Raw genomic sequence first — 25,239 nt, 5'->3', positions numbered from 1 at the left:
TTAATCCTCGACTGCTTCCCCCAGGTCGTCCGCCCAGCGACAGCCACCTTTCTGGTGGATCGCCTGCAGCCGAGCCCGATGCGCCACCCACTCTTGGTCGGTGGCGCGATGCACCGGCAACGGTCGCGCTGGCGGGTCGAGCAGCTCGACGAACCGCGAGCGCTGCCGCCCGTCGCCGCCCTGATCATCCAGTGCCAACCGCGACTGCCCCCCGGTCATCGCCAGGTAGACGTCGGCCAACAACCGGGCATCCAGCAGGGCGCCATGGAAGTCGCGTGTCGAATTGTCAACGCCGTAGCGTTTGCACAGGGCATCCAGGCTGACGCGCTGCCCCGGCAGCAGTTTGCGCGCCATCGCCACGGTGTCGGTAATGGTGCAGATGTCTTCCAGCTTCTGTTCGCGCCCGGCGCGGGCAAACTCGATGTTGAGAAAACCGACATCGAAGGGCGCGTTGTGGATGATCAGTTCGGCACCTTCGAGATACCGCCACAGCTCGTCCGCCATCTCGCTGAACCGGGGCTTGTCGCCGAGAAACGCATTGGTCAGGCCGTGAACATCCACCGCGCCCGCCTCGATCTCGCGTTCAGGGTTCACGTACCGGTGAAAGTCGTTGCGGGTCAGCCGCCGACGGTGCAGTTCGACGCAGCCAATCTCGATTACCCGATGTCCCTGCTCCACCTCCAGGCCGGTGGTTTCGGTGTCAAGCACGATCTGGCGATGCTGGGGGACGGGCATGGTGCGAAGTCCGCTGGGAAGTGGCGGCGGCTCAGGCGCCGTTACGGGCCTTGAGAAGGCCCTCGTTGGCGAGACGATCCGCTGCCTCGTTGCCGGGATCGCCAGCGTGTCCTTTGACCCAGCGCCAATCGACCCGGTGCCGCAGGCGGGCCGAATCGAGTCGCTGCCACAGGTCCTGATTCTTCACCGCCTGCTTGCCGGCGGTGCGCCAACCGCGGGCCTTCCAGCCGGGCAGCCACTCGGTAATACCCTTCATCACGTAAGTGGAATCGGTATGCAGCTCTACCGTGCACGGCTCGCGCAGCGACTCCAGCGCCTGAATCGCGGCCATCAGCTCCATCCGGTTATTGGTGGTTGCCGCCTCGCCGCCGCTGAGCGTGCGCTGATGCTCGCCGTAGCGCAGTTGCACGCCCCAGCCCCCAGGGCCGGGGTTGCCCTTGCAGGCGCCATCGGTATGTATCACCACGGTCTTGTTCATGCAGCTGAATCGTCCCCACGGGAAAAGTTGGCGTCACGGCGGGCCACCGGCGCACCGATCAGGGACCGCGGCTGCGCCCGCTGCGGGCGCGGCAGCAAATTCATCGGCAGCTTTCGCTTGCGGGCACTGAGCAGATAAACCTCCTGAAACGGCTGCAGCAGCCAGCGCCACCAGACGGTGACGCCATCACTGGACGGCAGCAACCACGGGAAACCGGCACTGAATCGATGCACTTCGGTCACCTCGAAATCGAGCAGTGCCAGCCAGTCCTCGAGCTGTCCGACCCGGGTCAGGCGGATACCGTCAGGCGGCCGCTGGCGCGGCCAGCGAAAACGACTGCGCCAAGCGCTGGAACCCCACGGATTGAAACCCAGAATGAACAGCTGGCCACGATCATTCAGCACCCGATCAACCTCGCGCAGAACCTGGTGCGGGGAGCCACAGAACTCGAGGGTGTGCGGCAACAGCACCCCGTCAATGCTGTCGGCCGGCAACGGCAACGCCTCCGGCTCCATCCAGGCCTGGGCGCCGGCCGACAGCGGCGCACCCAATACCGCCCGGTGCAGGGTCGCCGCCGCGTCGACCATCACGTGTCCACCCCAGCACCCGATCTGCAGCAACTCCCGCCCGAAGACATCGGGCAACCGCTCTGCCAGCGCCGTCCGGGACAGCCCGACCAGGCGCTGCGCCCGAGGGGTGGCCCACCAGCGCGCGTGGGCGGCACGGGTAATCCGATGCAGGGGACGGACGGGTTGACGGGGCATGCGGCTTGAGACGCTCGGGGGCTTCGGCCCATGATACCGCCATGATTGCCGAACCGATCCCGATTCTCAGCGACAACTACGTCTGGTGCTTGCGCCGCAACGACGACAGCCATGATGCGGTCATCGTCGACCCGGGGGATGCCGCGCCGGTGGCGGCTGCACTGGCCGCACAAAGACTGAAACTGCACGCCATCCTCATCACCCATTGGCACCCGGACCATATCGCCGGCGTCGACGCCCTGCGTGACGATCACGAGATTCCGGTCTACGGCCCGGCCTCGGAAGCTGCGCGCATTCCGATGCTGACGCAGCCCCTGGCGGGCGGCGAGCGCCTGCCATTGGTCGTCGGTACTGCCGACGTGATCGCCCTGCCCGGCCACACACTAGGGCATATCGGGTATGCCATCGACGGCTGGTTGATCTGCGGTGACACCCTGTTCTCGGCCGGCTGCGGTCGCCTGTTCGAGGGCACACCGGCGCAGATGCACGCATCGCTGCAGCGACTCGATGCCTATCCCGCCGCCACCCGCATCGCCTGCACCCACGAGTACACCCTCGCCAACCTGCAATTCGCTCGCGCCGTCGAGCCGGACAATACCGATGTCGCTGACTGGCAGACCGAAGTGATACGTCGGCGGGCGCGCGGCGAACCGAGCCTGCCGACAACGCTAGCCCGCGAACGCGCCATAAACCCCTTCCTGCGATGTGATCAGCCGGCTGTCCGCGCTGCAGCCGCAGCTGCAACCGGGCGAACGGTCACCGACAGCATCAGCGCCTTCGCCGCCTTGCGCCACTGGAAGGACGGCTTTCGCCCGAACTGAGATTGCCCGCCAGCAAGCGCTTGGGTACCGTACCGGCATGACAACAAGACTGGGGTGGGTCGGCGCCATGCTGGCCCTGGCACTGACGTGTCTTTACGGTGGGGTGGCACGTGCCGACGGCTCGACCGATGAGAGTATCTGGCCGCGGATCGCGGCCGGCATGCGCATGGTCGATCCGGAACAACCGGAGACCGTGACCTGGGCACGCCACTATGCCCAGCACCCGCTGCAATTCGAACAGATGATGGCGCGCGCCGAGCCGTTTCTCTGGTACATCGTCGAAGCCGTGGAGCTCCGGGACATGCCACTGGAGATCGCGCTGCTACCCGCCGTCGAATCCGGTTTCGACGCCCAGGCGCGGTCGCAGCGTGGCGCTGGCGGGCTCTGGCAGTTCGTTCCGGGCACAGGTTCGGCAATGGGGCTGTCGGCCGCATCCAACTACGACGCCCGTGGCGACGTCGTCGCGAGCACCCGTGCTGCTTTGACCTACCTGCATAATCTGCACGATAGCTTCGACAACTGGCTGTTGGCGCTGGCGGCGTACAACGTCGGCCGCGGCAAGCTCCGACAGGCCCTGCGTGCGGCCGACAGCCGGAATTTCTGGGACCTGACGCTGCCCCGCGAGACCCGCGAGCATGTACCGCGCCTGTTGGGCCTCGCCCTGCTGGTCAAGCAGCCGGAACGCTTCGGCATCACGCTCCCCCCCATCGCCAATCACCAAGCTGGACAGATCGTGACGCTGCGACAGCCGGTAAACCTGGCCGCCGCCGCTGATGCCGCGGGTGTGGACCGCGGACTGGTCCGTGAATACAACCCGGGCCTGCTCGATCTCGGAAATACCACCGGCAAGCCCTTCGTGCTACTGCCGGAGGCCGAAGCTGAGCGACTGCGCACGACATTGGCGAAGAGTCACTTTCCCGCCCGCCCGACACCCGGTCAGAAGGTGGTGGTGGTGGCGCCGGGCGACTCGCTGTGGCTGATCGCCCGTCGCCATCAGGTCAGTGTTCGGGCGCTCTGCGCCTGGAACCGCATTCGGCCCGACAGTGTGCTGCGACCCGGCCGGCGTCTGCTGATCGAACACGGCGCCAGCTGACCCCCGCCCGATACCGGGCCCTAGGACGTCGCGTCACCGGTGGCCTGCGCTGCGGCATCGTTGAGTGCCTTGGCGCTGCGACGGGGTGTCGTCAGCGGCGCCGGCACCGGCGCATTGCCATGCAGCAGATCGCGCCCGGCGCCGATACCCCCCGCAACCTCCAGTGTGAGCCGCTCGGCATCACGACGACGGACGTCGTCGACAATCTCGGCTGCCTCGGCTGCCGGAACCCCGACGGCCTTCAGGGTAGCCTCACCGAGGGTCATGGCCGAGCCCAGGGTTTCCCGAATCTGGAAGTCAACACCGGCCTGGATCAAGGTCAGCGCGTGCTGGCGATCAAAGGCCCGCACCAGCACCTTGGCCTGCGGAAAACTGTGACGCACCAGTTGGCTGATCTGGCTGGCTGCCGCTTGATCATTGACACAAACCGCCACGGCACTGGCCCGATCGGCACCACAGGCATGCAGCACGTCCAGACGGGTGCCATCGCCGAAATACACCTTGAAACCGAAGCGGGCTGCATTACGGATCCGCTCGGTATCGATGTCGATGATGGTGACATCAATCCCGCGAGCCAACAGCGACTGGCTGGCGACCTGACCAAAGCGGCCAAATCCGACGATCAACACGTCCCCGTGGAGATCATTGGCGACGTCGACACCGTCCATTGACGGACTGTCATCCGGCTCGGGCGCCAGCCAGCGCAGGGCCAGCATGCCAAGTGGCGTCAATGCCATCGACAGAATCACGATGGCGGTCAGCAGGGCGTGGAGCTCGACATTGAACAGGCCGGCGGCGGCGGCGGCGGCAAACAACACGAATGCAAACTCGCCCCCCTGCGACATGGTGAGCGCGCGATGCATCGCATCGCGATGCTGTGCGCGCGTCAGGCGCGCCACGACATAGACCGCCGCGCCCTTCAGCAGCTTGAATGCCAGCACGCCGCCCAGCAACAAGGGCCAGTGGCGGGCAAACACACCCAGGTCCAGCGACATGCCGACCCCCAGGAAGAACAGGCCCAGCAGGATCCCGCGGAATGGCTCGATATCGGCTTCAAGTTGATGACGGAAACTGGACTCCGACAACAGTACGCCGGCAAGAAACGCACCCATCGCCATCGACAGACCGCCCCACTGCATCAGCAAGGCCGACCCCAGCACCACCAGCAGCGCCGCAGCGGTCATCACTTCGCGCGCGCGCGCGGCCGCCAGAACGCGGAACATCGGGCTCAACAACCAACGGCCGGCGACCACCAGCCCAGCCACCGCGCCCAGTCCGATCAGCACGCCCCCCCAGCGCGAGGCGCCGGCATCGGCATCACCGGCTGGCGCCAGAAATGCCACCAGGGCCAACAGGGGCACGATCGCGAGGTCTTCCAGCAACAGGATGGACACCACTTTCTGACCAGGCGGCGTGGCGCTCTCGCCGCGCTCATCGAGCAACTGCATCACCATCGCGGTGGATGACAGTGTCAGGCCGAGGGCCGCTACGAAAGCAGTCGGAGGCGGCAACCCGAGGATGCCGATGCCGACTGCCGTCAGCAGGGCGCCACACAGCGAGACCTGCATCACCCCAAGGCCGAAAATCTGTCGGCGCAGGTTCCACAGTCGCCCCGGCTGCATCTCCAGCCCGATGATGAACAGGAACATCACGACGCCGATTTCGGCGATGTGCAGGATCGCTTCCGGGTCAGAGAACAGGCCCAGCCCGAACGGACCGATCACCAGACCGCCGGCGAGATACCCGAGTACCGAACCCAGACCGAGACGCCGAAACAGGGGCACTGCCACCACCCCGGCGCCCAGCAGCGCCACCACCCGCAGCAAATCCCCTCCCTGCGCTTCCACTGCCATGCTTCGCTCTCCCCGATGCTTCGGGCGAGTTTACGCGAGGACTTCAGACGGTCGCGGAGGCGGTGGTCGGCATCTCGCGTGGCAAATAACACTTGCTGGCGACGCGATTACGCCCGGACGCCTTGGCGGCGTAAAGCGCGGCATCGGCAGAGGCCAGGGCCAGCGTCAACGACTGCCCGGCATCAGGGGTCAGTTGGCACAAGCCGATACTGACGGTCACCGGAATGTTGAAGTGGCCGAACGGCATCGGTCGCAGCGCGACCTGCTCGCGCAATTGCGATGCCAGATGCTGCCCCTCGTCAGCTCCGCAGTCGTACCACAGCACCGCAAACTCCTCGCCACCGAAGCGACTGGAGAGGTCCAGCGGGCGTCGGGTCAGCATTCGCACATGCTCGGCCAGCCACTGGATGGCCGCATCCCCTGCCGCGTGTCCATAACGGTCATTGATGGCCTTGAAGTGATCGGCGTCAATCATCGCCACGGTCAAGGGGCGGCGTTCGCGCAATGCCTGGGCATAGGCACGGGTTGCGTGCTCCTCCCAACCGCGGCGGTTCATCAAGCCGCTGAGCGGGTCGGTGATGGCCGCCTGACGAGTCGCATCGAACAGGGCATGGGTGCTCGCGTCGGTCCGGCGCTGCAACCGCATCACCAGCGCCACCACCAGCATCAGTGTTGACGCCCACAATCCGGCCTGCAGGGCCAACACCTGGGAGTCCGCAGTCACCGCCGCCAGCGTCACCAATCCTGCGGCGAGCGCCAGCATGGTCCGGGTGCCGGCTTCGGTCGCCCGCAGATCGCCCAGTACGACACCGGCCACCACCAGAATCCCGATCAGGTCCACCGCCAGCCCGGAGGCCTCGGCGCTGAGCGTGGTCCGGGCCAGGGTCCCCACCGCGGCCAATGCCAGCAGCGACCACAGGAACAGGCGTGAGCGGACAGCTTCGGAGACCGTCAGCAGACCAACCAGTGACAACAGTCCACACCCGGCCAGCGTCAGCACCAGCGGACTGTTGAACGGTGTCTGCGCCATCAGCAGCGCGACCACAGCCCCCCACCACGCCACCGACAGATAGGCTGCACGAAACGCCGCCAGCCAGTGGGTCGGAACGGACTTCGGCAGGGCGAATGGCAGTGCGGGCATCATGGCGCTGGGTGCAGGCATCGGTGTTCTCCCTGGGACCTGTTCCCTCCCCTGCAAGCCCTACGCCGTCAGTTCCGGAAACGCCTTCCTTATATCGGAGAAACACCGCCAGTCAGCGCCCCGGAGCGCTCGGCGGTGTCTGAATCCCGACGGAGGGTCAGCGTCGGCAAGCCGTCAGTCGCAACTGCCGGCACCACGGGAAATCGCCGACGACAACGGTAGATCCCGTGACGACCAGCCGACCCGGATCGGGTAACAGCCCGGCGCCACCTGCCAGTCGGCCGCGTCCACCGCCCAATAGGCGAAGGCCCGTGACGGCAGCGACATCGAGATCCGCACTGCCTCACCCGGCGCCAGCCACTGTTTGTCGAAGGCCTTCAGTGCCAGCGGCGGCTGTGGCACCGGCGCTGCCGGTGTCGGCGCACCAACATAGACCTGCGGCACCGCCCAGCCGGCGCGGCCGCCGACATTGGTCGCGGTGACCGCGACCGCCACCGCATCGCCATCGACGGCGAGCTCGAGGTCACTCAGCGCAAAATCGGTGTAGGACAGCCCGAAGCCGAAGGGGAAGGCAGGCGCCACGCCGTTGGCATCGAACCAGCGATAGCCGATGAAGACACCCTCGTCATGGCGCGCCTGGTTGGCGATGCCGGGATAGCGGGAGGGCTGCCCGGCCACCGGCGTGTCGAGCTCGCGATCGGGGAAGCTGACCGGCAGCCGCCCGCCGGGGTCGGTGTCACCAAACACCACGCGCGCCAGACCGGCACCGGCTTCCTGCCCCGAGTACCAGGCGGCCAGCAGGGCTGCCACCTGGTCGCGCCACGGGGTCAGCACCGCACCCGAGGTCTGCAGGACCAGCACGGTCGCCGGATTGGCCGCCACCACCGCTCGGATCAGCCCATCCTGATCGCGGTGCGATACCGGAAGCACCGGCGCACCCAGCACGATGGGACCGAACAGCCGGTCGAGGATCGGCGCCACCGGCGACGTGGTGACGACCGGGTCGAGCAACAGGTCGAGCAGATCCGGCGCGCCCCCCTGCAGCGTGTTCAGCAACAGGCTGTCGGGCACATCCGCGAGGGTGCAGTCGAGCGAAAGGCACAGCTTGTCGACCCCTTCGGTGGCGACGTCCGCCGCGAAAAGTAGTACCACCTCGGCGGTCGCCGCCAGTGCGGCGGCTGCCGCCGGGTCGTCGCCAGGGTCGTACATCACCTCGACATCCGGGCCCGCACGTTCGCGGATGGCATCCAGCGGCGCGACGAAGACGAACGGCGTCACGCTGGAGGAACCGCCGCCGCTGGGCCGCTCGGTCGCCGACACCCCGATCACCGCAATCCGCCGTACCGCCGGGTCAATCGGCAATACGCCATCGTTGCGCAACAGCACCGCACCCTGCTCCACCACCTCGCGCGCCACCGCGGCGTGCGCCGCCTGATCAATCAGGTCGTCGTTGCGGACGTAGCGGGCACGGTCAAAGAAGCCAAAGCGAAACAGCGTGCGCAGGATATCGCCGACCCGGGCGTCCAAGGTGTCGACCCCGATCAAGCCGGTCAGCACCGCCGACTGCAGCAGCAGCGGCTGGTAGAACAGTGGAAACGGCATCTCGATCACGGCGCCGGCATTGACCGACTGCACGGTATCCTTCACTGCCAGCACGTAGTCGGAGATCAGAAAGCCGTCGAACTGCCACTGGTCCCGCAGCACCCCCTGCAGCAGGGCCGGGCTTCCGCAGGCCGATTCCCCGTTGACGTAGTTGTAGGCGCACATCAGGCTCGCCACATCGGCTTCGCGAACGGCGGCTTCGAATGGCAGCAGGTACAGCTCGTGCAGGGTCCGCTCGTCGACCACCGCATTCACTGTCTGCCGCCCGCCGACCAGCGACAGCAGCGGCGGCACGCCGACGATGCCTTCCTGGGTGTTCATCAGAAAGTGCTTGGCATTGGCCAGCACGCCCTCGGACTGCGCCCCGCGCACCCATTCGACCGTCATCCGGGTCGCCAGCCAGGGATCTTCACCAAACGTCTCGAAGGTCCGCCCGGCCAGCGGGTTGCGCACCAGATCACCGACCGGACCGTGCAGCACGTCATTCCCCTTGTGACGCACTTCATTGGCGATGGTGGCGCCGGTCCGCCAGGCCAGTGCCGGATTGAAGGTGGCACCCAGCGCCAGCGGAATCGGCATTGCGGTGGTGGGGCTACCGCGCACCCCGACCGGGCCGTCCGACATCCGCAGGTCGGGAATGCCGAGTTCCGGGATCCCTTCGGAGATGCCCACATAGGGATCGCCCGAAGCCACCGACAGGGGGTCATCACCCGACAGCAGCGCGATCTTCTGCATCAGCGTCATCGCTGCCAGCAGCCGCTCGCTACGTTCGGCGGGCGTCAGCGCGGTATCGCACCAGGGGCGGGTCTCGATATCGCCGCAATGCCCCAGTGACACCGCATCGCCCATCGTCAGGGGCGTATCGCCGCCGCAGCCCGCCACCATCGCGACCACCAACGCGACCGCCACGCGACCACTGCCACGCCCTCTGTAAAGCCTCATGCAGCCTCCCCGGAATTGTTATTCCGACACGCTATGCGCTTCAGTGCCGGCGGTGATCCCCGGTTCGGACGAGATGGGCGGGTCAGTTCTCGGTCTGCCGCCAGGCCGGTGGCAACAGGGCGCGTATGCGGGGTTCGGCAAAACGGCGATCGATAAGATAGACGGTGCCCTCGTCGCTGCGCGAGCGCACCACCCGGCCCACCGCCTGCACCACCCGCTGTACGGCGGGATACAGATAGACATAGTCATGCCCGGTACCGGGACCGAACACGGCCTCCACCTGTGCCGCCATCCTCGCGTTGTGGTCGGTGAACGGGGTCAGACCCAGGTTGCAAACGAAGGCACCGATCAGTCGCCGACCCGGCAGGTCGATCCCCTCGGAGAAGCTGCCCCCCAGCACCGCGAACCCGACTTGCCGACTGCCCGCCGTGAAGGCGCCGATAAAGGCTTCGCGGCCGTCATGCGGCATCTGTGGCGACTGCTGCTGACAGGGTATCTCGGGGTACAGCCGCTCGAAGGTGTCGGCCACCTGCCGCAGGTAGGCGAAGCTGCTGAAGAAGGCGAGATAGTTGCCGGGGGTCTGCTGATAGACCCGGGCAATCAGCCGGGCGATCGGCACCGCGGCAAGATGGCGGCGCCGGTACTCGGTGGGAATGGCGGTGACACAGCGAACCCGCAGCTGTTGCGGACGGAAGGCGCTGGGGACATCGCACCAGCGACACGCATCCGGCAGGCCGAGCATGCGCCGGTGATAGTCGGGCGGGGTCAGCGTGGCGGAGAAGCAGACCACGCTGTGAGCCGCCTGCAACCGCGGCTGCAAGTGGGGCGCCGGCACCACGTTGTGAATGGAGAAGCGCGTCAGCGATTCCGCCAGCAGGTCCTGCCCCTGCTCGTGATCGACTTCGCACAGCGAATGGGCGCCGTAGCGCTCCATCAGCCGCTGCATCGCCAGCAGATCGAAGTACAACGCCAACAGTGGCGCATCGCTGCGACCGGGATCTTCGGCAAACCATCGGCCGATGCGGCTGATCGCCGGCGTCAGCGCGTCCCGCAGCTCGCGCGGTGGGGCCTCGGGCTGCGGCTCGCCCTCGGCTCCGTGACGTCCGCCGACGGCGGTGAACGCGCGATCCAGGGTTGCCAGTGCCGGCCGCAGGTTGCGGTCGGCGCTGCGGCCGACCGCGCGCAGCGCGGCCTGGGACAGGCTGGCCGAGTACATCGCGCGCGCGCGATCAACCAGGTTGTGGGCCTCGTCGACCAGCACCGCCACCCGCCAGTCCAGTTGCGCCGTCAGTGCATGGAGCACGGCGTGGGTATCAAAGTAATAGTTGACGTCGCCGATGATCAGGTCGGCCCATTGCGCCATTTCCTGCCCCAGAAAGTAGGGGCAGATCTGATGGGTCTGCGCCACCGACTTGAGCTCGACCGGCCCCAACCGTGTCACCTGCTGCGCCGCCGCGCGCGCCGCCGGCAAGCGGTCGTAGAAGCCGCGGGCGCGAGGACAGGACTCGCCGTGGCAGGCGCGGTCCGGGAAGACGCAGGCGCGCTCCTTGGCCGACAGCACCAGCACCCGCAACGGCAGCGGTCGCCCCGGGGTCGACAGCCCCCGCAGTGCCTTGCGTGCCTCGGTCTGGGTGGCGGTCTTGGCGGTGAGATAGAACACCCGATCCACGGTGCCGGCGCCCAGCGCCTTGAGGGCCGGGTACAACACGCCGATGGTCTTGCCGACACCGGTGGGGGCCTGCGCCATCAGGCTCAGCCCCTGCGCCAGGGCTGCGTCCACCGACTGCATCAACTGCGCCTGGCCCGGCGGCACCTCGGTGTGCGGAAACGTCATCGCATGCAGCGCCGTGTCACGCCGCTGCCAGTGTGCACGCTGCTGGGCCATCCACTGCTTGAAGCGCGTCACCCGGCCGGTCAGTTCGTCGAGCAGCGTCGACACCGGCTCGGTGATCGTGAACTGGGTTTCCTCGCGGGCGTCGACATCGTAGTAGCAGAGGCGCAGGGTGAGGCTGTCGAGCCCGTGGGCGCGGCCGTACAGCGCGCCATAGGTCCGCAGCTGGGCCCAGTGCAGCGCTGTATGGTTGGCGGGAATCCGGTCAACCGGGCCGCGATGGGTCTTGATCTCGTCGAGGATCAGCGGGTCCACCTGCAAACCGTCGATACGACCGCCCAACTGCAAGCCGTCGACCACGCCATCGATGCGTACTTCTGCCCGGTAGTCCCCGGACCGCGAAAACACCACTGCCCGGTGACCCGCCATGCCCTCCTCGGCGGTCGGTACCGGGGTAAAGCGCAGATCGAGATCACCGGTCTTGGCGACGAAAGCACAGAAGGGCTTGATGGCCACACGGTGCAGGGTCGGCGTCGCCTCGGCGGGCGGTGGCACGGTCGCGCCGGTCATAGCCGCGGTGCCGGTTCGCGCAGGGGACGGTAAGGGCACGCGCGCGCCAGGGTCATCCAGGTGTGGGTGCCGGGGACGAACGGGACCTCGCGCGGCACCTGCCGCACGACCCGCAGGTCGGCCTCGGTTGCCACCATCACTCCACATTCGGGGGGAATTTCGTCAGGCGCGGCGATCCCCTCGGCGATCACGTAGACACACTGCCCTGACGCGGCGAGATACGCCGATCGCTTTTCCGGCTTCTTCAGGTCGGCCAGCAGATCGGCACGACGCACCTTGATCTCGTGGATGACGGGGTCGAGGTACTCGGCCACCGAGGTCCGGCGAATCGAGAACACGTCCGGGCAGGTGTATTGCCACTGCTGGTCAGGCCGGGCCATCAAGGTGAGCCCGAGATAGGCCACGCGGTCCAGACCGAGCAGGTGCTCGGCCACTCGGCGCACCAATTGCTCATGCGCATCGCGGGTTTCGCGATTCCCCTCGATGGTCGCCGCCAGGGCGCGGATACCGGCATCGGTCAGGCGCAGACGGTCCGGCGCTCCGGTGACCAGCACCCGTTCCAGCAGACCCGCCGCCAGTAGCTCGATCTCGACGGTATCCAGACACGGCCAACCCGCGGACCGATACATCTGTCGCAGCCGTGTCCAGTGGACACGTTTGAGGGTCGGGTAGGTCGGAGAAAGCGTCATGGGACGTCACGATGCCAGCACCGGCGGATTTCTGCCGACTCCGTCTGTCTCGCCGGTCGGCCCATCGGTCGCCCGACTGAAACCAGGCCCCCAACCGGCTGGTATAGCTGCGGCGTCTACCGTCGACGATACGATGCACACCCCTTCGCCCCCACCGATCGCCCACTTGATTCGCAGCCTCGCGCAGGAAGGTGAACGCCTGCAGCTGAGTGGACCCGCGTTGCCGGCGCAACCCACCCTGGTGCTACCACCACCGACCGATGGCGACGGCTTCAGTGTGGTGACCCTGCTGCCCCAGAGCACCGCATTGCCACAGCCGGCCGCCCATAGCCGGGTGACGCTGCACGGGCAGCTGCATGATGTTCCGATCACCTTCCAGACGACCTTGCGCAAACTGGTGGCACGGGGCGACGAGTGGCGTTTCGACCTCGCCTGGCCAACCGCGCTGGACTACCCGCAACGTCGTGTCCGCCCCCGTATCCCGGTGCCGGTTGGCCACCCGGCGGCAGACGCGGTCGTCATCGGCCCGGAGGAAGTACTGCTGGCCACGGTGACCGATCTGCACCGGGAAGGCGCCGGGCTGCAATTGCGCGCCGACGACGTGATGCTCGCCGAAGCCGGATCCGAGTATCGGTGTGAGATCGGGCGGGACGATGCCCGCATCCGCTTGCACCTGCGAATCGGACATCAACGGATGGATCACCGGCGTCTCCGCCTCGGCGGTCGCATCGTGCCGATGACCGGGGCCGACGAGGTTCGTCTGGATCATCTCGTGGCAGAGCTTGAACGGCTTTGGCTCCGAAGCCGCCGCGACACGATGCCTCGCTAGACCCGCCGCAGACCTTCAACGTCACGCTGCTGCTGCAGTGCCGTCGCCCCGCCTCAATGACCCTGACCCGACCCCTCGATGGTTTCCGCCGTCCGTCCCGCCAACGACGCCGGATATCGCTCGGGGCACCGCGCTTGCAGCGTCGTTCGCAACATCTGAGGTCCGCCTCGCCCGAGCTCGCGCATGTCCACCTCGACGCTATCCAGCATCCCACCCCTGATCCGCCACTTGGCGGCCGACGGCGAGCGCCTGACGGTGAATATCGCAGGCCATCGTCCACAGCAGGTCGTCATCCTCCCGGACACCCTGTCCGACCGTGGCTTCACCGCCGTCACGCTGTTGTCGCTGCCACCCTCGATCGTGATGCAGCGCCCCGGAATACCGGTCTATCTGAGCGGTCGGCTGCGGGCGGCACCGATCCGGTTTGCCAGTCGTCTGCAGGCCTGGAGTCGGCGCGACGACGAATGGCTGTTGCACCTCGACTGGCCGGACGAGGTCGACTATCAACAGCGGCGGCGCGCCCACCGCGTGCCGGTGCCGTCGCAGCACCCGTGTCGCCATGCGGTGCTGATCAGCGCACAGGCGCCATTGCCGGCAACCGTGGTCGACATCAGCCGTATCGGGATCGGTCTCGAACTCGGGGGATCAGCCTTGTTGCTGCCGACCGAGGAGACCCTGTTCATCTGCGAGGCCGGCTCCGGCCTCAACCGCTTCCGGCTGCGCTTCGAAGCCGGCTATCGACGCCAGGTCCGGCATCAGCTCTATTTCGGCGGCACGGTGACACCGCTCGCCGCCTGCGATGAGCCCCCGCTCAGTCGCGCCATTACCGAGCTGGAACGACTCTGGTTGCAGCACCGGCAAATCCAGCGCGCCGATTCACCACGACTGCAGTAGTCAACGCGGGCACGGCAGGGCAACCGCCAGTCGCGCTATCGTGCGGGCCGGAAATCCGGACTGCCTTCGCGGCTGACCAGCCGCGACCGCCGGCGGCCCGCCCTGCCCCGGACTGCGGCCGACTACCAGGCGCCGTTGGTCACCCGCACCACATAGAAGCCGCCATAGCCATCGGAGTACCAGATTTCCTTGCGCTCCGGCACGAACGACGGGCTCGACATGGCCCAGTTGCTGGCCTCGAAGATCGGGGTGATCCGCGGATTCACTGGCGCGTTGAAGTAGGCGACTTCCCGCGGGTTGTGCGGGTCGCGGATGTCGAAGATACGCAGGCCCGACACGATCATGCTGCAGGCAGCGATCTCCGGGTTCACCCGCGTCGGCACGTTGCAGTAGTGGCCGGCGTAGCCCTGGATGGGCAGAAAGGCGCCCGGGTCATCGGCGATGGCGGCGCGGTTCCCGGGCTCGTGCACTTCCAGCCGCAGATTCGACACCACCTTGGGCTGGGTCTCATCGCCGATGTCGATGATGCGTCCGGCGCCGACGATGTCGCCATGGGCGGCGACGCCGCCGCCGTTCGACGAGTATTCGTCGATCTCCAGCAGGTAGGGATGGCCATCTCGGATGAAGGGAATCGCGTTCTGCGGAATCGTCTGGTTGTCCCAGGACAGGCTGCCGACCTCCCGCACCTGCGGATTGGCCTTGCGTGCCTGGATCTCCGAGACATCCAGAATCAGCACACCGTGACCGTCGCCAGCAGCCAGGTAGGCACGGTTGCCGTCAGCGCTCAGCGACAACCCGTGTGAGGTGTAGGGGCCGGTCCAGATCGGCAACGGCAGCAGCGGGTTCTCGATGTTCACCGCAGTCAGCGTCGGTGTGCCGGGGGAGGCTGAATAAAAAGTCTTGCCGTCGGGCGCCATCCCGCTCTCGTGGCCGAGAAACCCGACCGGCGCCGTCGACCGCAGCTGCGGAAAGCGGCAGTCCGCCGACAGGTCGTAGACATCGACAACCCCGGGGTAGAACGCCGGGTTGCCCAACACCGCTGCCAGCACGCCCCCTTCCTGCGAGACCACCAGCGACTCGTGCGGCGACAGCATGGCCGGGGTCACCAGACGTGCGGTGCGCACCGGATTGGTGGGGTCACTCATGTCCAGCACGTTGACCCCGGCTTCGAGGTCGAGCAGGTTGGTCGGGTACAACAGGGTGGTGTCGTAGTAGGCGCAGTCGCGCCCCGAGGCATCGGTATACCGTTCGACCTTGAACCCGCCCACGGTGCCAATGGGATTGGGCACGGTGTATTCGCCCACCAGCTCGGTATTGCAGGTGTATCCCTCGGCGGCCCGGCCACTGTCGTGCTCGGCACGGCTGACCCGCCCCTGCAGCCCGGTCTCCGGACGCGACCCCGGCCCGCATTTGGCCGCGGGCGTCGCCCCGCCGCGAACCGACAGTGCATCGTCGCCGCCACCGCAGCCTCCGAGCCCCAGAGCCAGCAAGCCGACGCCGACCACGAAAACGATTTCTCCCCTCATGCGCGCTCCCCTCATTCTTGATCTGTCGCCACGATATCAGAGGGCATGGACGCCGCCTCGGCGTGGGTTGCCGTGATCGCCCATAAGGTGCGCTGAATGCGGTAGAGCTCCTCGGACTGTTCCAGCACGATACGGGCCGCCAGTTCCCGCACCACCGGTACTTTCGCTTCGGTGGCCGCAAATCGGGCCATCGGCAACCCGCCCTCGTGATGGGCCTGCATCAACCGCAGGAAATGAGCGTCGCGCTCGCGTCCCTCAAGCTGCCGCAAGCGGTCTACGGCCTCGGGTGTCGCCAGCCCCACCATGCCGGTCGGCGTCTGCTGACAGTCCAACAGATACTTCAACAGCGCGGCGTCCGGCGGCGTTCGACCGAGGCGCATCCAGTCCATGCCCGGCCGCTCGGCGACCCAGGGGGCATCCCACAGACGCAGCCATCCGCGCATCTCGCCCAGTTCGACCAACTGCGCGGTGGCGATCTGCCGTGCCAGCGTCGCCAGCGGTGACGGTGGCGACGCATCAAGTATCAGCATCGCCATGCCGATGGCCTGCTGGTGATGCAGCATCATCGACTGGGCGAAGCCGATGTCGATCGGCCCGGGTACGGCCGGCGTGGGGGTCGACGTCAGGGCAGGCAGACCGGCGAGTCGACCGCCCACGACCAGCGCAAGCCCGAGCGCCAGTCCGGCCAGCCCTCCGAGCCACAAGGCATGCAATCGCGTCATGGCATCAGTGTAGAGACTTTGGCTGGGGTATCGCCGGCGCCACCTGCGTCGGCTGGCGCCCCCTATACTTCAGCCTCCTCGCGGGTGACCCCGCTCAATCGAGACCGGGCCGCGCGCCGACACCATGATGCTCGCAAGCCCTCTGTACCGACGCCGACGCCCGTGTTCCAGCGATGGGCGCCTCACCGGACGGATCGTTTGGTCCGCCGTGTTCGGACTGTTGCCGCTGCTGGCGCTGGCCCAGCCCGAAGACCCGTCGCCACCGCTCGACACCATTCCGGTGCAGCCGCTGACAGCGGCCGCAGAACCGGCGCCCCGCAGTGCGCCGCCGGCGGCCATGGAGACCCTGGTGGTCACCGCCGGCCGCCGTGTCAGCCGGCTTGAGGACACCCCGGTGTCGGTCAGCATCACCTCGGATGAAGCGCTGCGGGAGACCAATATCACCGATACCGAGAGCCTGTCGGACCGACTGCCGAACGCACAGGTGGCGGTCACCCCCACCAACACCTTCTTTTTCGTCCGCGGGCTCGGCACCGGCAGCGTCCGCAGTGCCGAGCAATCGGTGGGCTTCTTCGTCGACAACGTGTTCCTCGGCCGGCCACAGGGGGCGCTGTTCGACTTTCTCGATGTCGAACAGGTGGAGCTGCTGCGCGGACCGCAGGGAGCCCTGCTGGGCAAGAACACGGTGGCCGGCGCCATCAACATCCAGACAGCGCCGGTCACCTTCGTCCCCGAGGGCTACCTCGACCTGCTGACCGGATCGGATGGCCAGCGCCGCGCACGCGGCGCGTACTCGACGGCGCTGTCGGATACCCTGGCCGCCCGGGTCGCGTACAGCCAGACCGACGAAGACGGAGTGCTGTTCAACACCACCCAGCAGCGCGATGACCTGGGGCGGCCAGGCCGCGCCGGCCGTCTCAAGCTGCGATGGGAGCCGCGTGCCGACCTGACATTCGACGTATCGCTACAAGCCGCCCGTCTGCGGCAAACCGGTGACGGCTTCGAACTCAGCCAGGCCAGCGATGCCTTGCTGAGCCTGTATCGGCGGTTCGATCCCGAGACCCGCGCCGACGTCACCGACGGCCGCACGCACACCGACCATGCCCCCTCGGGTGCGCACATCGAGGGCGAGGATGTCGCCCTCGGAGGAGAATGGACCACCGCAGTCGGCCGCTGGCGGCTGCTGATCAATGCTGCCCAGCAAGACACCCTCGCCGACTTCGACCTCGATGTCAGTCCGGTCCCCCTGCTGAACTTCCCGTCGCAGGAGGCCTACCGCCAGCGCAGCACCGAACTGCGCTTTGATGGCGATCGGGCCTGGGGCACCTATAGCGTCGGCGTCTATCTGTTCCGCGCCGATCTGGACCTGCAGGTGGATATCCGCGCGTTCGAAGGCGGTGTCGATGCGCTCCTCGGGCCACTCGCGGGCGGTGTTCTGGGCCCCGCCTTGGGCGAGCTGCTGGACGACCGTCTGGCAACCCTGCTGGGCAATGGCAACCTGCAATCGCTCGGCTTTGGCCAGAGCCGCCATCATCTGATCCAGCGTCAGGAGACGGCCTCGCTGTTCGGCTCCGTGCAATGGGCGTTGACCGATCGGCTCGACCTGCGGGTGGATGGCCGGCTCAGCCGTGAAACACGTCGCGCCAATCAGAGCATTGTCTTCAGCGGCGTCACCGGCCCGTTGCTGGGCACGCTGGTCGGCGAGGAAGAGTACGCACTGCAGGCCCGGCGCTCCGAGTTCGATGTATCACCCACGATCTCGCTGCTCTATCGACTGCGCGACAACCTCCGGGGCTATGTCACGGTGGCACAGGGGTTCAAGTCCGGCGGCTTCAACAATCTCGCTGCGGTCGCCGACCGGGCAGAGTTCGGCGACGAGCAGTCACGGACCTACGAAGCCGGACTGCGCCTGCAGACTGACAACAACCTTCGTGGCGCGCTCAAGCTGTTCCGCACTGATTTCGAAAACCTGCAGGTCGCAGCACTGGACGGCACCGAATTCTTCGTCGGCAACGCCGCACGCGCACACACGCAGGGGGTCGAACTGGAGGCCCGCTGGATCACGCCGATCGGCCTGGCCCTGTCAGCAGATCTCGGCTATCTCGACGCCCGATACGACCGCTACGAGAACGCGCCGGCCACCGCCGATGCCAATGCCGACAGCCAGGATCTCAGTGGCCGGGTGCTGCAGCGGGCGCCGCGCTGGTCAGGCAGCCTCCAGGCCGATGCCCGCGTCACCCTGCCATGGCTGGGGCTACCGGTCGGCCTGGGCCTGGTCGCGGAAGGGGCCAGCCATCAGTTCCTCAACATCGACCTCGACCCCATCGACGCCCAGCCTGGCTACGTTCGCTATAACGCCTTCGTCGGCATCGCCGACCGCAGCGAGCGCTTCAGCTTGCGACTGATCGGTCGCAACTTGACCGACAAGGTGGTGCGTCGCGAAGCAGCTGATGTCGCGATCGTCGGCGCCCACTCGGTCGGGCTGTTTCCGCCGCGCAGCCTGGCAGCCGAGATCGGCTACCGTTTCTGAGCATGCGCACCCCTACCCCGCTGACATCCCGGGCCATCTGGATCGACACCGACATCATCTTCAACCGCTTCGGTGGTGATGTGGATGATGGTCTGGCGCTGATGCTGGCACTCGACAGCGACCGCGTGCAGGTGCGGGGGATCAGCCTCAATCGCGATGTCGACAACGGCGAATCGGTCACGCGGCAGCTGCTGGCGCTGTACGGTCGCTATCCGATCCCGGTGGTCCGCGGTGCCGACGACATCTTTGCCAGCTTCGGCGAGAACAGCGCGGCGGTGGAGGCGCTGGCGGCTGCGTTGCGCCGTGAGCGCCTGACCATCGTCGCCATTGGCGCCGCCACCAATCTGGCCAACCTGCTGCTGTTTCATCCGGCGCTTGCAGAACGGATCGATGAGGTCGTGTTCTGCGCCGGACGCCAACACGGCCAGTCGTTCCTCGCCCCCGGCGGGCGAACCATCGCCCTGCCCGACGCCAACTTCGACAATGATCCGGCATCAATGCAACGAGTGCTGGACGCCGGTGTGCCGGTCACCCTGGCGGGTTTTGAGGCGGCAGCCAGCATCACGCTCGATGGCAACGATATCGACCGTATCCGCCGAAACGGACGACCGGGCGACCGTTGGGTTGCGCGACGACTGGCCCTGTGGCGACTGATCTGGCGCCTTGGCCTGGGGCTGGATCGTTTCATCCCGTTCGATGCCTGCACCCTGGGGCACCTGCTGTATCCCGAGTGCTTTCACTATCTACGCCAGGTGCCGGCGACCATCAACCGGCGCGCCAACGACGCCCGACGCTGGAAAAAAGGTGCCGAAAAGGACTATCTCGAGGTCGGCACTGAACTCCCGCCCCGCTGGCGGGTCGACTATGCCTGGCGGATTGACCCGTGCTTCAAGCCGCTCCTGATGAACCACCTGCTGGGAACCCGACAATGAGGCTCAGATCGCTGCGCGCACCCTTGACCGGCCTACTGCTGGTGCTGACGGGCCAGGCCGCGTCCGCTGGCCAGATCACCCTGCCCGACCCACTTCCGCGCGCCGTCGAGGTGGATCAGGCCACCCTGGAACAGCTCGATCCGGTGACCTTGTCTGCCAACTTCGTGGATCGCGTGATCCACGACCTGCCGGTCGCGGCACATCTCGACCGGTTTCGCGACCTCGATGCCACCGCCCTTGACGCGGCGCTGGACACTCGTGAGCGTCGGCTCGCCTTCTGGATCAATATCTACAACGGCTACACCCAGCACTTCCTCAAAACAGATCCCTCGCTGTACCTGGAGGACCGATCGGCCTACTTCGGTCTCGATCAAGTGGCCATTGCCAACGACCTGGTGAGCCTCGAAGACATCGAGCACGGTGTATTGCGACGCGGCGCCACCACCTACACGCTGGGGCATGTTCGCACGCTGTTTCTGCGGCGCGCGTTCATTCAGCGTTTCGCGGTGGACACGGTTGACTACCGGATTCACTTCGCCCTCAACTGCGGAGCCCGCAGCTGTCCGCCGGTCATGCCCTATACCGGCACTGCGGTGGATGACCAGCTCGATGCCGTATCGAAGTTCTACCTGCAACAGGAATCCCGCCATGATGCCGACACAGACCGGGTGGCTGTGCCCCGTCTGCTGCGCTGGTTCTCGGCTGACTTCGACGGTGGCAGTGACGCCGCCAAGCGCGCCATCCTGCAACGCTACGGTGTGATCCCGAAAGGAGTCGAACCGGCACTCGACTATCGCGAGTACGACTGGACAATGGTCATCCGCCACTACGCCTACTATCAGGCTGATAGCGGCCGCTGACCGGCGATCGCCCTCAGTCGTCGTCCCGCAACAGGTCGCGCGCGTGCGCGACCAACCCCTGCCGGGCGGCCAGGTCGGACTGCAGGGGCAACTGCGCCAGGCCCAGCAAGCGTCGCAGTATCTCGACCCCGGCATACTGATGACATCGCGCAACCGAGAAACCCGGTGGTGCCATGTAGTCGGCCAGCACCCGCGTCATGACCCTGTCTGGCTGCCCGGCCAGGTGCATGTGTGCCAACCAGACCCCGACGTCAAATTCGGCATCGCCATGGAAACAGAACTCCGGGTCGATCACCCGAATGCCCCGGGGTGTTCGTAACACACTGCCGGGGAACAGATCACCATGCAGCAGGGTGTTGCCGCCCGCCAGGTACCGAGCCTCCAGTGCCGCCACCCGCTGCATCAACCCGGCATCGTCGCGACACTGCTGTGCCAGCGTCGCCATGCCCGGCATCACCGCATCAAGGTCGAACCCGTTGTCGTCGGAAAACGGGAACCGGAACATGTGCTCGGCGTTCAGTGCGCGCATCTCAGAATTGACGATGCGCTCGCTGCCGACGCGGTCGGAGGCGCCATGCAATGCCGACATATAGCGCAGCACCGCGGCGTGGTCTTCATCGGCAATGACCGCACCCTGGTATAGCGTCGACAGATCGCCACCGGCGCCCAGATCTTCCAGCAGCACGATGTGCGACCGCTGATCGGCCTGCAACAGCGTGGGCGAGGCCAGCGCCACAGCGGAAATCCCGGCAGTGCGCTGATAGAAGCTCGACTCCATCTCGGCGCGATGGGCCGGTGCGGGCACCTGAGGAAATTTTTCCACCCACGGCCGTGCCTGCTTGAGGATCGAGGTGCTGCCATCGTCCAGCAACAGCCGCAGCACCAGATTCATGTTGCCGTCTCCGGCCTTTGCCGCCGAGTGCAGTCGCCGTTGCGGCGATAGCCAGCCCTGCTGGTGCAGATACGTCTGCAGGCCGGCAAGGTCGCCTGCGTCAACGAAGTAACCCCCTGGCACTGCCACCGCGAATTGTGTGCGCGCATCCATCCGATTTCTCACCAGTCCACTTTACGCAGGCGGTCTTTCAGCGACCGCTGAAGACGGCGCTGCGACGTTCCTTGAACGACAGCACGCCCTCACGGGCATCATCGCTTTGCATCACCGTGACCATATCGTCAAAGACATGATCCGCCGCGTGCTGCTCGCCGTGGGAGCGGGTCAGTCGCGAGGACCGCAGGATCGCCTCCACCCCCAACGGCGCGGCGGCGGCAATGCTGTCGGCCAGTTGTCGCGCCACCGCATACTGCTCACCGGGTGCCACCACCTCCTGCACCAGACCGGTCCGCAGCGCTTCGGCCGCGCTCCACTGCTCGCCGGTCAACAAGTACCGCTGGGCATTGGCCCAGCCCATCTGCTCCGGCAACCGCAGGGTGGCGCCACCGCAGGGGTAGATGCCGCGCTTGACCTCGAGCATGGCGAAGCGGGTGTCGTCGGCCGCCACCCGCACATCGGTGGTCAGCATCACCTCCACTCCCCAGGTAAAGCAGTAGCCCTGAACCGCCATGACCACCGGCTTGCGGCAGCGCGGACCGGCCAACGCGAACGGATCGATGCCCCCGTCCGGCACCGGGAAGCCCTGCGCCTTGGCGAAGATCGGCGCCCACTTGTCGAGTTCGACGCCGGCGGAGAAGTGCGGGCCCTCGGCATGCAACAGCCCGACCCGCAGATCAGGCTCGCGATCGAGCCGGCCCAATGCCTGCGCGAGGTCGAGATACATCTCGGGAGACAAGGCGTTGAGCTTTTCCGGCCGGTTGACGCGAATTTCGAGAACATGGCCTTCAACGCTGACTTCGATGTGCGACATGACACGCTCCTGAGGGCACTGACGTCGCAAGAGCTTACTCGCGTGCCACCCGATTTGGCGCTGTGCGTACCGTGCGCGGTGATCCCCGAGACACGGCACTGACGCTTTCAGACGCCACTGGTCACTTGCGCCCGAGGCCGCAATGTCAAACACTGGACGTCGCCGAATGACACTGTAGCCATCGGCCCCCGCGCCGGCCGGCGCGCTCCACCTCTTGTGCGATGCAGGGCTCCCTATGGATGGCTTCAAACGCGATGCGTCCGACACACCCATGGTCGGTCCAAGCGACATCGTCGCGGACTACCGACTCGACCTCACCCGTCTGCTCTCGATGTTCTACATGGACACCGAGCAGCAACTGACCCGCGCGGACGTCAAGGCCAACCTCATCCTCACCGCCAATTCCATTTTGCTGGCGGCGCTGGCCAGCTTCATCGCCTGGCGGGTGCGCGGGGCCGAGCACAGCTTCGAGATCGTGCAGTTGCTGCTGACCCTGACACCGGCCTTGGCGTTTTCTCTGCTGGCCTCCTATTTCGCGCTGTCCGTCGCCTATCCGCGCATGATCTTCCCGGCACGTGATCCCGGGCGCATGTTCCAGTCCGCAGCAATTGCAGCAACCTCTCAGAGTGCCTACGTTGACCGCGTGCTCAATGCCGAGCTTGACGAGGTCAAACGCGAGGTGCTGTGCGGCCTGCACGCCAAAGCGTCCATCTTGCAGGTAAAGTTCCGCCATGTCCGCCTCGGCATCGGCTGTACCGTCGGCGCCTTCATCACCACACTGGTTTGTCTCGGCGTGCTGATCGCATTGGGTTGAATGGCTGCAATCCCGCGCTTCAGCGCCGCCAATGCTGCCGCGACCGGCCGGCGGCCGCGCTGACGCAGAACCCCGCTACGGGGTGCCGGGTGCCTGATTGCGCTTGGCCCGGTACATCACATCATCGGCTTCACCCATCAGGTCCTCGATCGACGCATGCTTGTCGGGGTCAAACATGGCCGTGCCAACGCTGAACTGGATTCGGTAACCCCGTTGATCGCGGGCGTTGATCTGTTCCAGTTCGTCCCGCAACCGATCCAATACCTGCGCCGAACCGTCGTTATCAACGTCGGTGAGCAACACGACAAACTCGTCACCCCCCAGACGTCCGACCACATCCGAGTCGCGGAAGACCTTGCGGAGCACCGCACCGAAAACGGTCAGCGCCCGGTCCCCCTCCGCATGGCCGAACTGGTCGTTGATCTGCTTGAACTTGTTGAGGTCAAAGAAATGCAATGCGACCGCCTTGCCTTGGCGTTTGCAGACATTGATCGCGTGCTGCGCCAGGGCAACGAATCCCCGTCGGTTGGAGAGCATGGTCAGCTCGTCCATGGTCGCCAGCTGTACGGCGGCAATCTCCTGCTCGGCCATGGCCGCGAGATCGGCGAGCAGGTCACGGTCGTCGTCGCTCAAGACGCGCGGCTGTCGATCCAGCAGGCACAGGGTTCCGATCTTGCTGCCATTCGAGACGGTCAACGGACATCCGGCATAGAAGCGGATATTGGGGTCACCCGTCACCAGCGGGTTGTCGCTGAACCGCGCATCCAGCGCTGCATCAGGCACGATGAAAGCCTCATCGCCGAGAATGGCATGCCCACAGAACGAGATGTCACGCGGCGTCTCGGACGCGGAGAGTCCCATGTTCGACTTGAACCACTGACGATCATCGTCGACCAGACTGATGAGCGAAATTGGCACGCCGAATAGCCGCTTCGCCAACCGGGTCAGGCGGTCGAACCGCTCCTCCGGCGAGGTATCGAGAATCTTGAGCGACCGAAGGGTTTCCAGACGCTTGTGTTCATCCGCCGGCTTGTCGGGAGCATTCATGTCGGGACCTTGGGTGACCTGGTTGAGCAGAGTATCGCAGCCACTCGATCTACGTGGCGCTCAAGCGCGCCGAACTTCGGCAGGATGGCCGAGGGGCCTGGCACCTCGCACTGCGGTCGTCGCCTGACGGCGACGGCGCAACCTGACGATGTCAGGTTGTCGAACCTGAAGTGGGTCTGTCGCAGATTCGAATGCTGCCACATCAAGGTCTGAATACCTCGAAAAGCGCACTGCCGCGAGATCGTGTGGTGCGCCCGGCAGGATGGCCGAGGTGCCTGGCACCTCGCCCTGCGGGCGTCGCCTGGCGGCGACGGCGCAACCTGACGATGTCAGGTTGTCGAACCTGAAGTGGGTCTGTCGCAGATTCGAATGCTGCCACATCAAGGTCTGAATACCTCGAAAAGCGCACTGCCGCGAGATCGTGTGGTGCGCCCGGCAGGATGGCCGAGGTGCCTGGCACCTCGCCCTGCGGGCGTCGCCTGACGGCGACGGCGCAACCTGACGATGTCAGGTTGTCGAACCTGAAGTGGGTCTGTCGCAGATTCGAATGCTGCCACATCAAGGTCTGAATACCTCGAAAAGCGCACTGCCGCGAGATCGTGTGGTGCGCCCGGCAGGATTCGAACCTGCGACCGTCCGCTTAGAAGGCTGCTGGCCTTTCAGGCGCTTCTATATGATAACGTTGTGTTTTATTGGAGTGCAAA

21 protein-coding genes and 1 tRNA gene are annotated in these 25,239 nt (G+C 66.3%); 8 read left to right on the top strand and 14 right to left on the bottom strand.

Features of this window, described 5'->3' with window-relative positions:
- From dnaQ to JN531_RS13315, 3 genes are read right to left on the bottom strand one after another with little or no spacing between them, the layout of a single operon-like run.
- Positions 1-735 carry a DNA polymerase III subunit epsilon gene (gene dnaQ, locus JN531_RS13325; RefSeq protein ID WP_228349348.1) on the bottom strand — a complete coding sequence of 245 codons (735 nt, stop codon included), beginning with the start codon at positions 733-735 and terminating at the stop codon, positions 1-3.
- Between the two features lie 31 nt (positions 736-766).
- A complete protein-coding gene (gene rnhA, locus JN531_RS13320) occupies positions 767-1,213 on the bottom strand; it encodes a ribonuclease HI (protein WP_228349347.1) in 447 nt (148 codons plus the stop codon).
- Positions 1,210-1,977 (bottom strand): class I SAM-dependent methyltransferase, encoded by a 768-nt coding sequence (locus JN531_RS13315; protein ID WP_228349346.1) that lies wholly within the window; start codon positions 1,975-1,977, stop codon positions 1,210-1,212. Before JN531_RS13315 ends, rnhA begins: the two co-directional genes overlap by 4 nt.
- A gap of 41 nt (positions 1,978-2,018) precedes the next feature.
- On the opposite strand from JN531_RS13315, the gene gloB reads away from it, so the two are divergent.
- Both gloB and JN531_RS13305 read left to right on the top strand, forming a co-directional pair.
- A complete protein-coding gene (gene gloB / locus JN531_RS13310) occupies positions 2,019-2,798 on the top strand; it encodes a hydroxyacylglutathione hydrolase (RefSeq protein WP_228349345.1) in 780 nt (259 codons plus the stop codon).
- A 37-nt stretch (positions 2,799-2,835) separates the two neighbouring features.
- Positions 2,836-3,891 carry a transglycosylase SLT domain-containing protein gene (locus tag JN531_RS13305; RefSeq protein ID WP_228349344.1) on the top strand — a complete coding sequence of 352 codons (1,056 nt, stop codon included), beginning with the start codon at positions 2,836-2,838 and terminating at the stop codon, positions 3,889-3,891.
- Positions 3,892-3,911: 20 nt separating this feature from the next.
- Here JN531_RS13305 and JN531_RS13300 read toward each other — a convergent pair whose 3' ends face one another.
- From JN531_RS13300 to JN531_RS13280, 5 genes are all read right to left on the bottom strand, one after another.
- Complete coding sequence (locus JN531_RS13300) at positions 3,912-5,744, bottom strand: monovalent cation:proton antiporter-2 (CPA2) family protein (protein WP_228349343.1); 1,833 nt, start codon at positions 5,742-5,744, stop codon at positions 3,912-3,914.
- 43 nt (positions 5,745-5,787) lie between these two features.
- Positions 5,788-6,906 carry a GGDEF domain-containing protein gene (locus JN531_RS13295; RefSeq protein WP_228349342.1) on the bottom strand — a complete coding sequence of 373 codons (1,119 nt, stop codon included), beginning with the start codon at positions 6,904-6,906 and terminating at the stop codon, positions 5,788-5,790.
- A gap of 153 nt (positions 6,907-7,059) precedes the next feature.
- On the bottom strand, positions 7,060-9,429 hold the full coding sequence (locus JN531_RS13290; protein ID WP_228349341.1) for a beta-glucosidase family protein: 2,370 nt from the start codon (positions 9,427-9,429) through the stop codon (positions 7,060-7,062).
- Positions 9,430-9,511: 82 nt separating this feature from the next.
- A complete protein-coding gene (locus tag JN531_RS13285) occupies positions 9,512-11,830 on the bottom strand; it encodes an ATP-dependent DNA helicase (RefSeq protein WP_228349340.1) in 2,319 nt (772 codons plus the stop codon).
- A complete protein-coding gene (locus tag JN531_RS13280) occupies positions 11,827-12,519 on the bottom strand; it encodes a hypothetical protein (RefSeq protein ID WP_228349339.1) in 693 nt (230 codons plus the stop codon). Before JN531_RS13280 ends, JN531_RS13285 begins: the two co-directional genes overlap by 4 nt.
- A 133-nt stretch (positions 12,520-12,652) precedes the next feature.
- Here JN531_RS13280 and JN531_RS13275 point away from each other — a divergent pair, with 133 nt between their 5' ends.
- Together JN531_RS13275 and JN531_RS13270 are read left to right on the top strand one after the other, a co-directional pair.
- The gene (locus JN531_RS13275; protein WP_228349338.1) at positions 12,653-13,348 is read left to right on the top strand and encodes a PilZ domain-containing protein; all 696 of its coding nucleotides are present in this window, start codon (positions 12,653-12,655) and stop codon (positions 13,346-13,348) included.
- A gap of 183 nt (positions 13,349-13,531) precedes the next feature.
- Positions 13,532-14,242, top strand: a complete 711-nt coding sequence (locus JN531_RS13270) for a PilZ domain-containing protein (protein WP_228349337.1) — start codon at positions 13,532-13,534, stop codon at positions 14,240-14,242.
- A 122-nt stretch (positions 14,243-14,364) separates the two neighbouring features.
- Here the strand turns inward: JN531_RS13270 and JN531_RS13265 are convergent, their stop codons facing one another.
- Complete coding sequence (locus JN531_RS13265; RefSeq protein WP_228349336.1) at positions 14,365-15,768, bottom strand: LVIVD repeat-containing protein; 1,404 nt, start codon at positions 15,766-15,768, stop codon at positions 14,365-14,367.
- 11 nt (positions 15,769-15,779) lie between these two features.
- On the bottom strand, positions 15,780-16,490 hold the full coding sequence (locus JN531_RS13260; protein WP_228349335.1) for a DUF305 domain-containing protein: 711 nt from the start codon (positions 16,488-16,490) through the stop codon (positions 15,780-15,782).
- A gap of 208 nt (positions 16,491-16,698) precedes the next feature.
- On the opposite strand from JN531_RS13260, the gene JN531_RS13255 reads away from it, so the two are divergent.
- The 3 genes from JN531_RS13255 to JN531_RS13245 are packed head-to-tail and all read left to right on the top strand — an operon-like array spanning position 16,699 to position 20,812.
- A complete protein-coding gene (locus tag JN531_RS13255; protein WP_228349334.1) occupies positions 16,699-19,020 on the top strand; it encodes a TonB-dependent receptor in 2,322 nt (773 codons plus the stop codon).
- A 2-nt stretch (positions 19,021-19,022) separates the two neighbouring features.
- Entirely contained in the window at positions 19,023-19,952 is a 930-nt protein-coding gene (locus tag JN531_RS13250; RefSeq protein ID WP_228349333.1) for a nucleoside hydrolase, read from the top strand.
- The gene (locus JN531_RS13245) at positions 19,949-20,812 is read left to right on the top strand and encodes a DUF547 domain-containing protein (RefSeq protein WP_228349332.1); all 864 of its coding nucleotides are present in this window, start codon (positions 19,949-19,951) and stop codon (positions 20,810-20,812) included. Before JN531_RS13250 ends, JN531_RS13245 begins: the two co-directional genes overlap by 4 nt.
- 13 nt (positions 20,813-20,825) lie before the next feature.
- Here the strand turns inward: JN531_RS13245 and JN531_RS13240 are convergent, their stop codons facing one another.
- Both JN531_RS13240 and JN531_RS13235 read right to left on the bottom strand, forming a co-directional pair.
- Positions 20,826-21,857, bottom strand: a complete 1,032-nt coding sequence (locus JN531_RS13240; protein ID WP_228349331.1) for a phosphotransferase — start codon at positions 21,855-21,857, stop codon at positions 20,826-20,828.
- 37 nt (positions 21,858-21,894) lie between these two features.
- A complete protein-coding gene (locus JN531_RS13235) occupies positions 21,895-22,674 on the bottom strand; it encodes a crotonase/enoyl-CoA hydratase family protein (protein WP_228349330.1) in 780 nt (259 codons plus the stop codon).
- 271 nt (positions 22,675-22,945) lie between these two features.
- Here JN531_RS13235 and JN531_RS13230 point away from each other — a divergent pair, with 271 nt between their 5' ends.
- Positions 22,946-23,488 carry a Pycsar system effector family protein gene (locus JN531_RS13230; protein WP_228349329.1) on the top strand — a complete coding sequence of 181 codons (543 nt, stop codon included), beginning with the start codon at positions 22,946-22,948 and terminating at the stop codon, positions 23,486-23,488.
- A gap of 75 nt (positions 23,489-23,563) precedes the next feature.
- On the opposite strand, the gene JN531_RS13225 is transcribed toward JN531_RS13230, so the two are convergent.
- Both JN531_RS13225 and JN531_RS13220 read right to left on the bottom strand, forming a co-directional pair.
- Positions 23,564-24,535, bottom strand: coding sequence for a sensor domain-containing diguanylate cyclase (locus JN531_RS13225; RefSeq protein ID WP_228349328.1), 972 nt, complete (start codon positions 24,533-24,535; stop codon positions 23,564-23,566).
- A gap of 602 nt (positions 24,536-25,137) precedes the next feature.
- Positions 25,138-25,202, bottom strand: a tRNA-OTHER gene (locus JN531_RS13220).
- Between the last annotated feature and the right edge of the window lie 37 nt (positions 25,203-25,239).

The organism is Flagellatimonas centrodinii (assembly GCF_016918765.2).
GTDB lineage: Bacteria > Pseudomonadota > Gammaproteobacteria > Nevskiales > Nevskiaceae > Polycyclovorans > Polycyclovorans centrodinii.
This window is presented reverse-complemented; position numbering and strand designations above follow the sequence as displayed.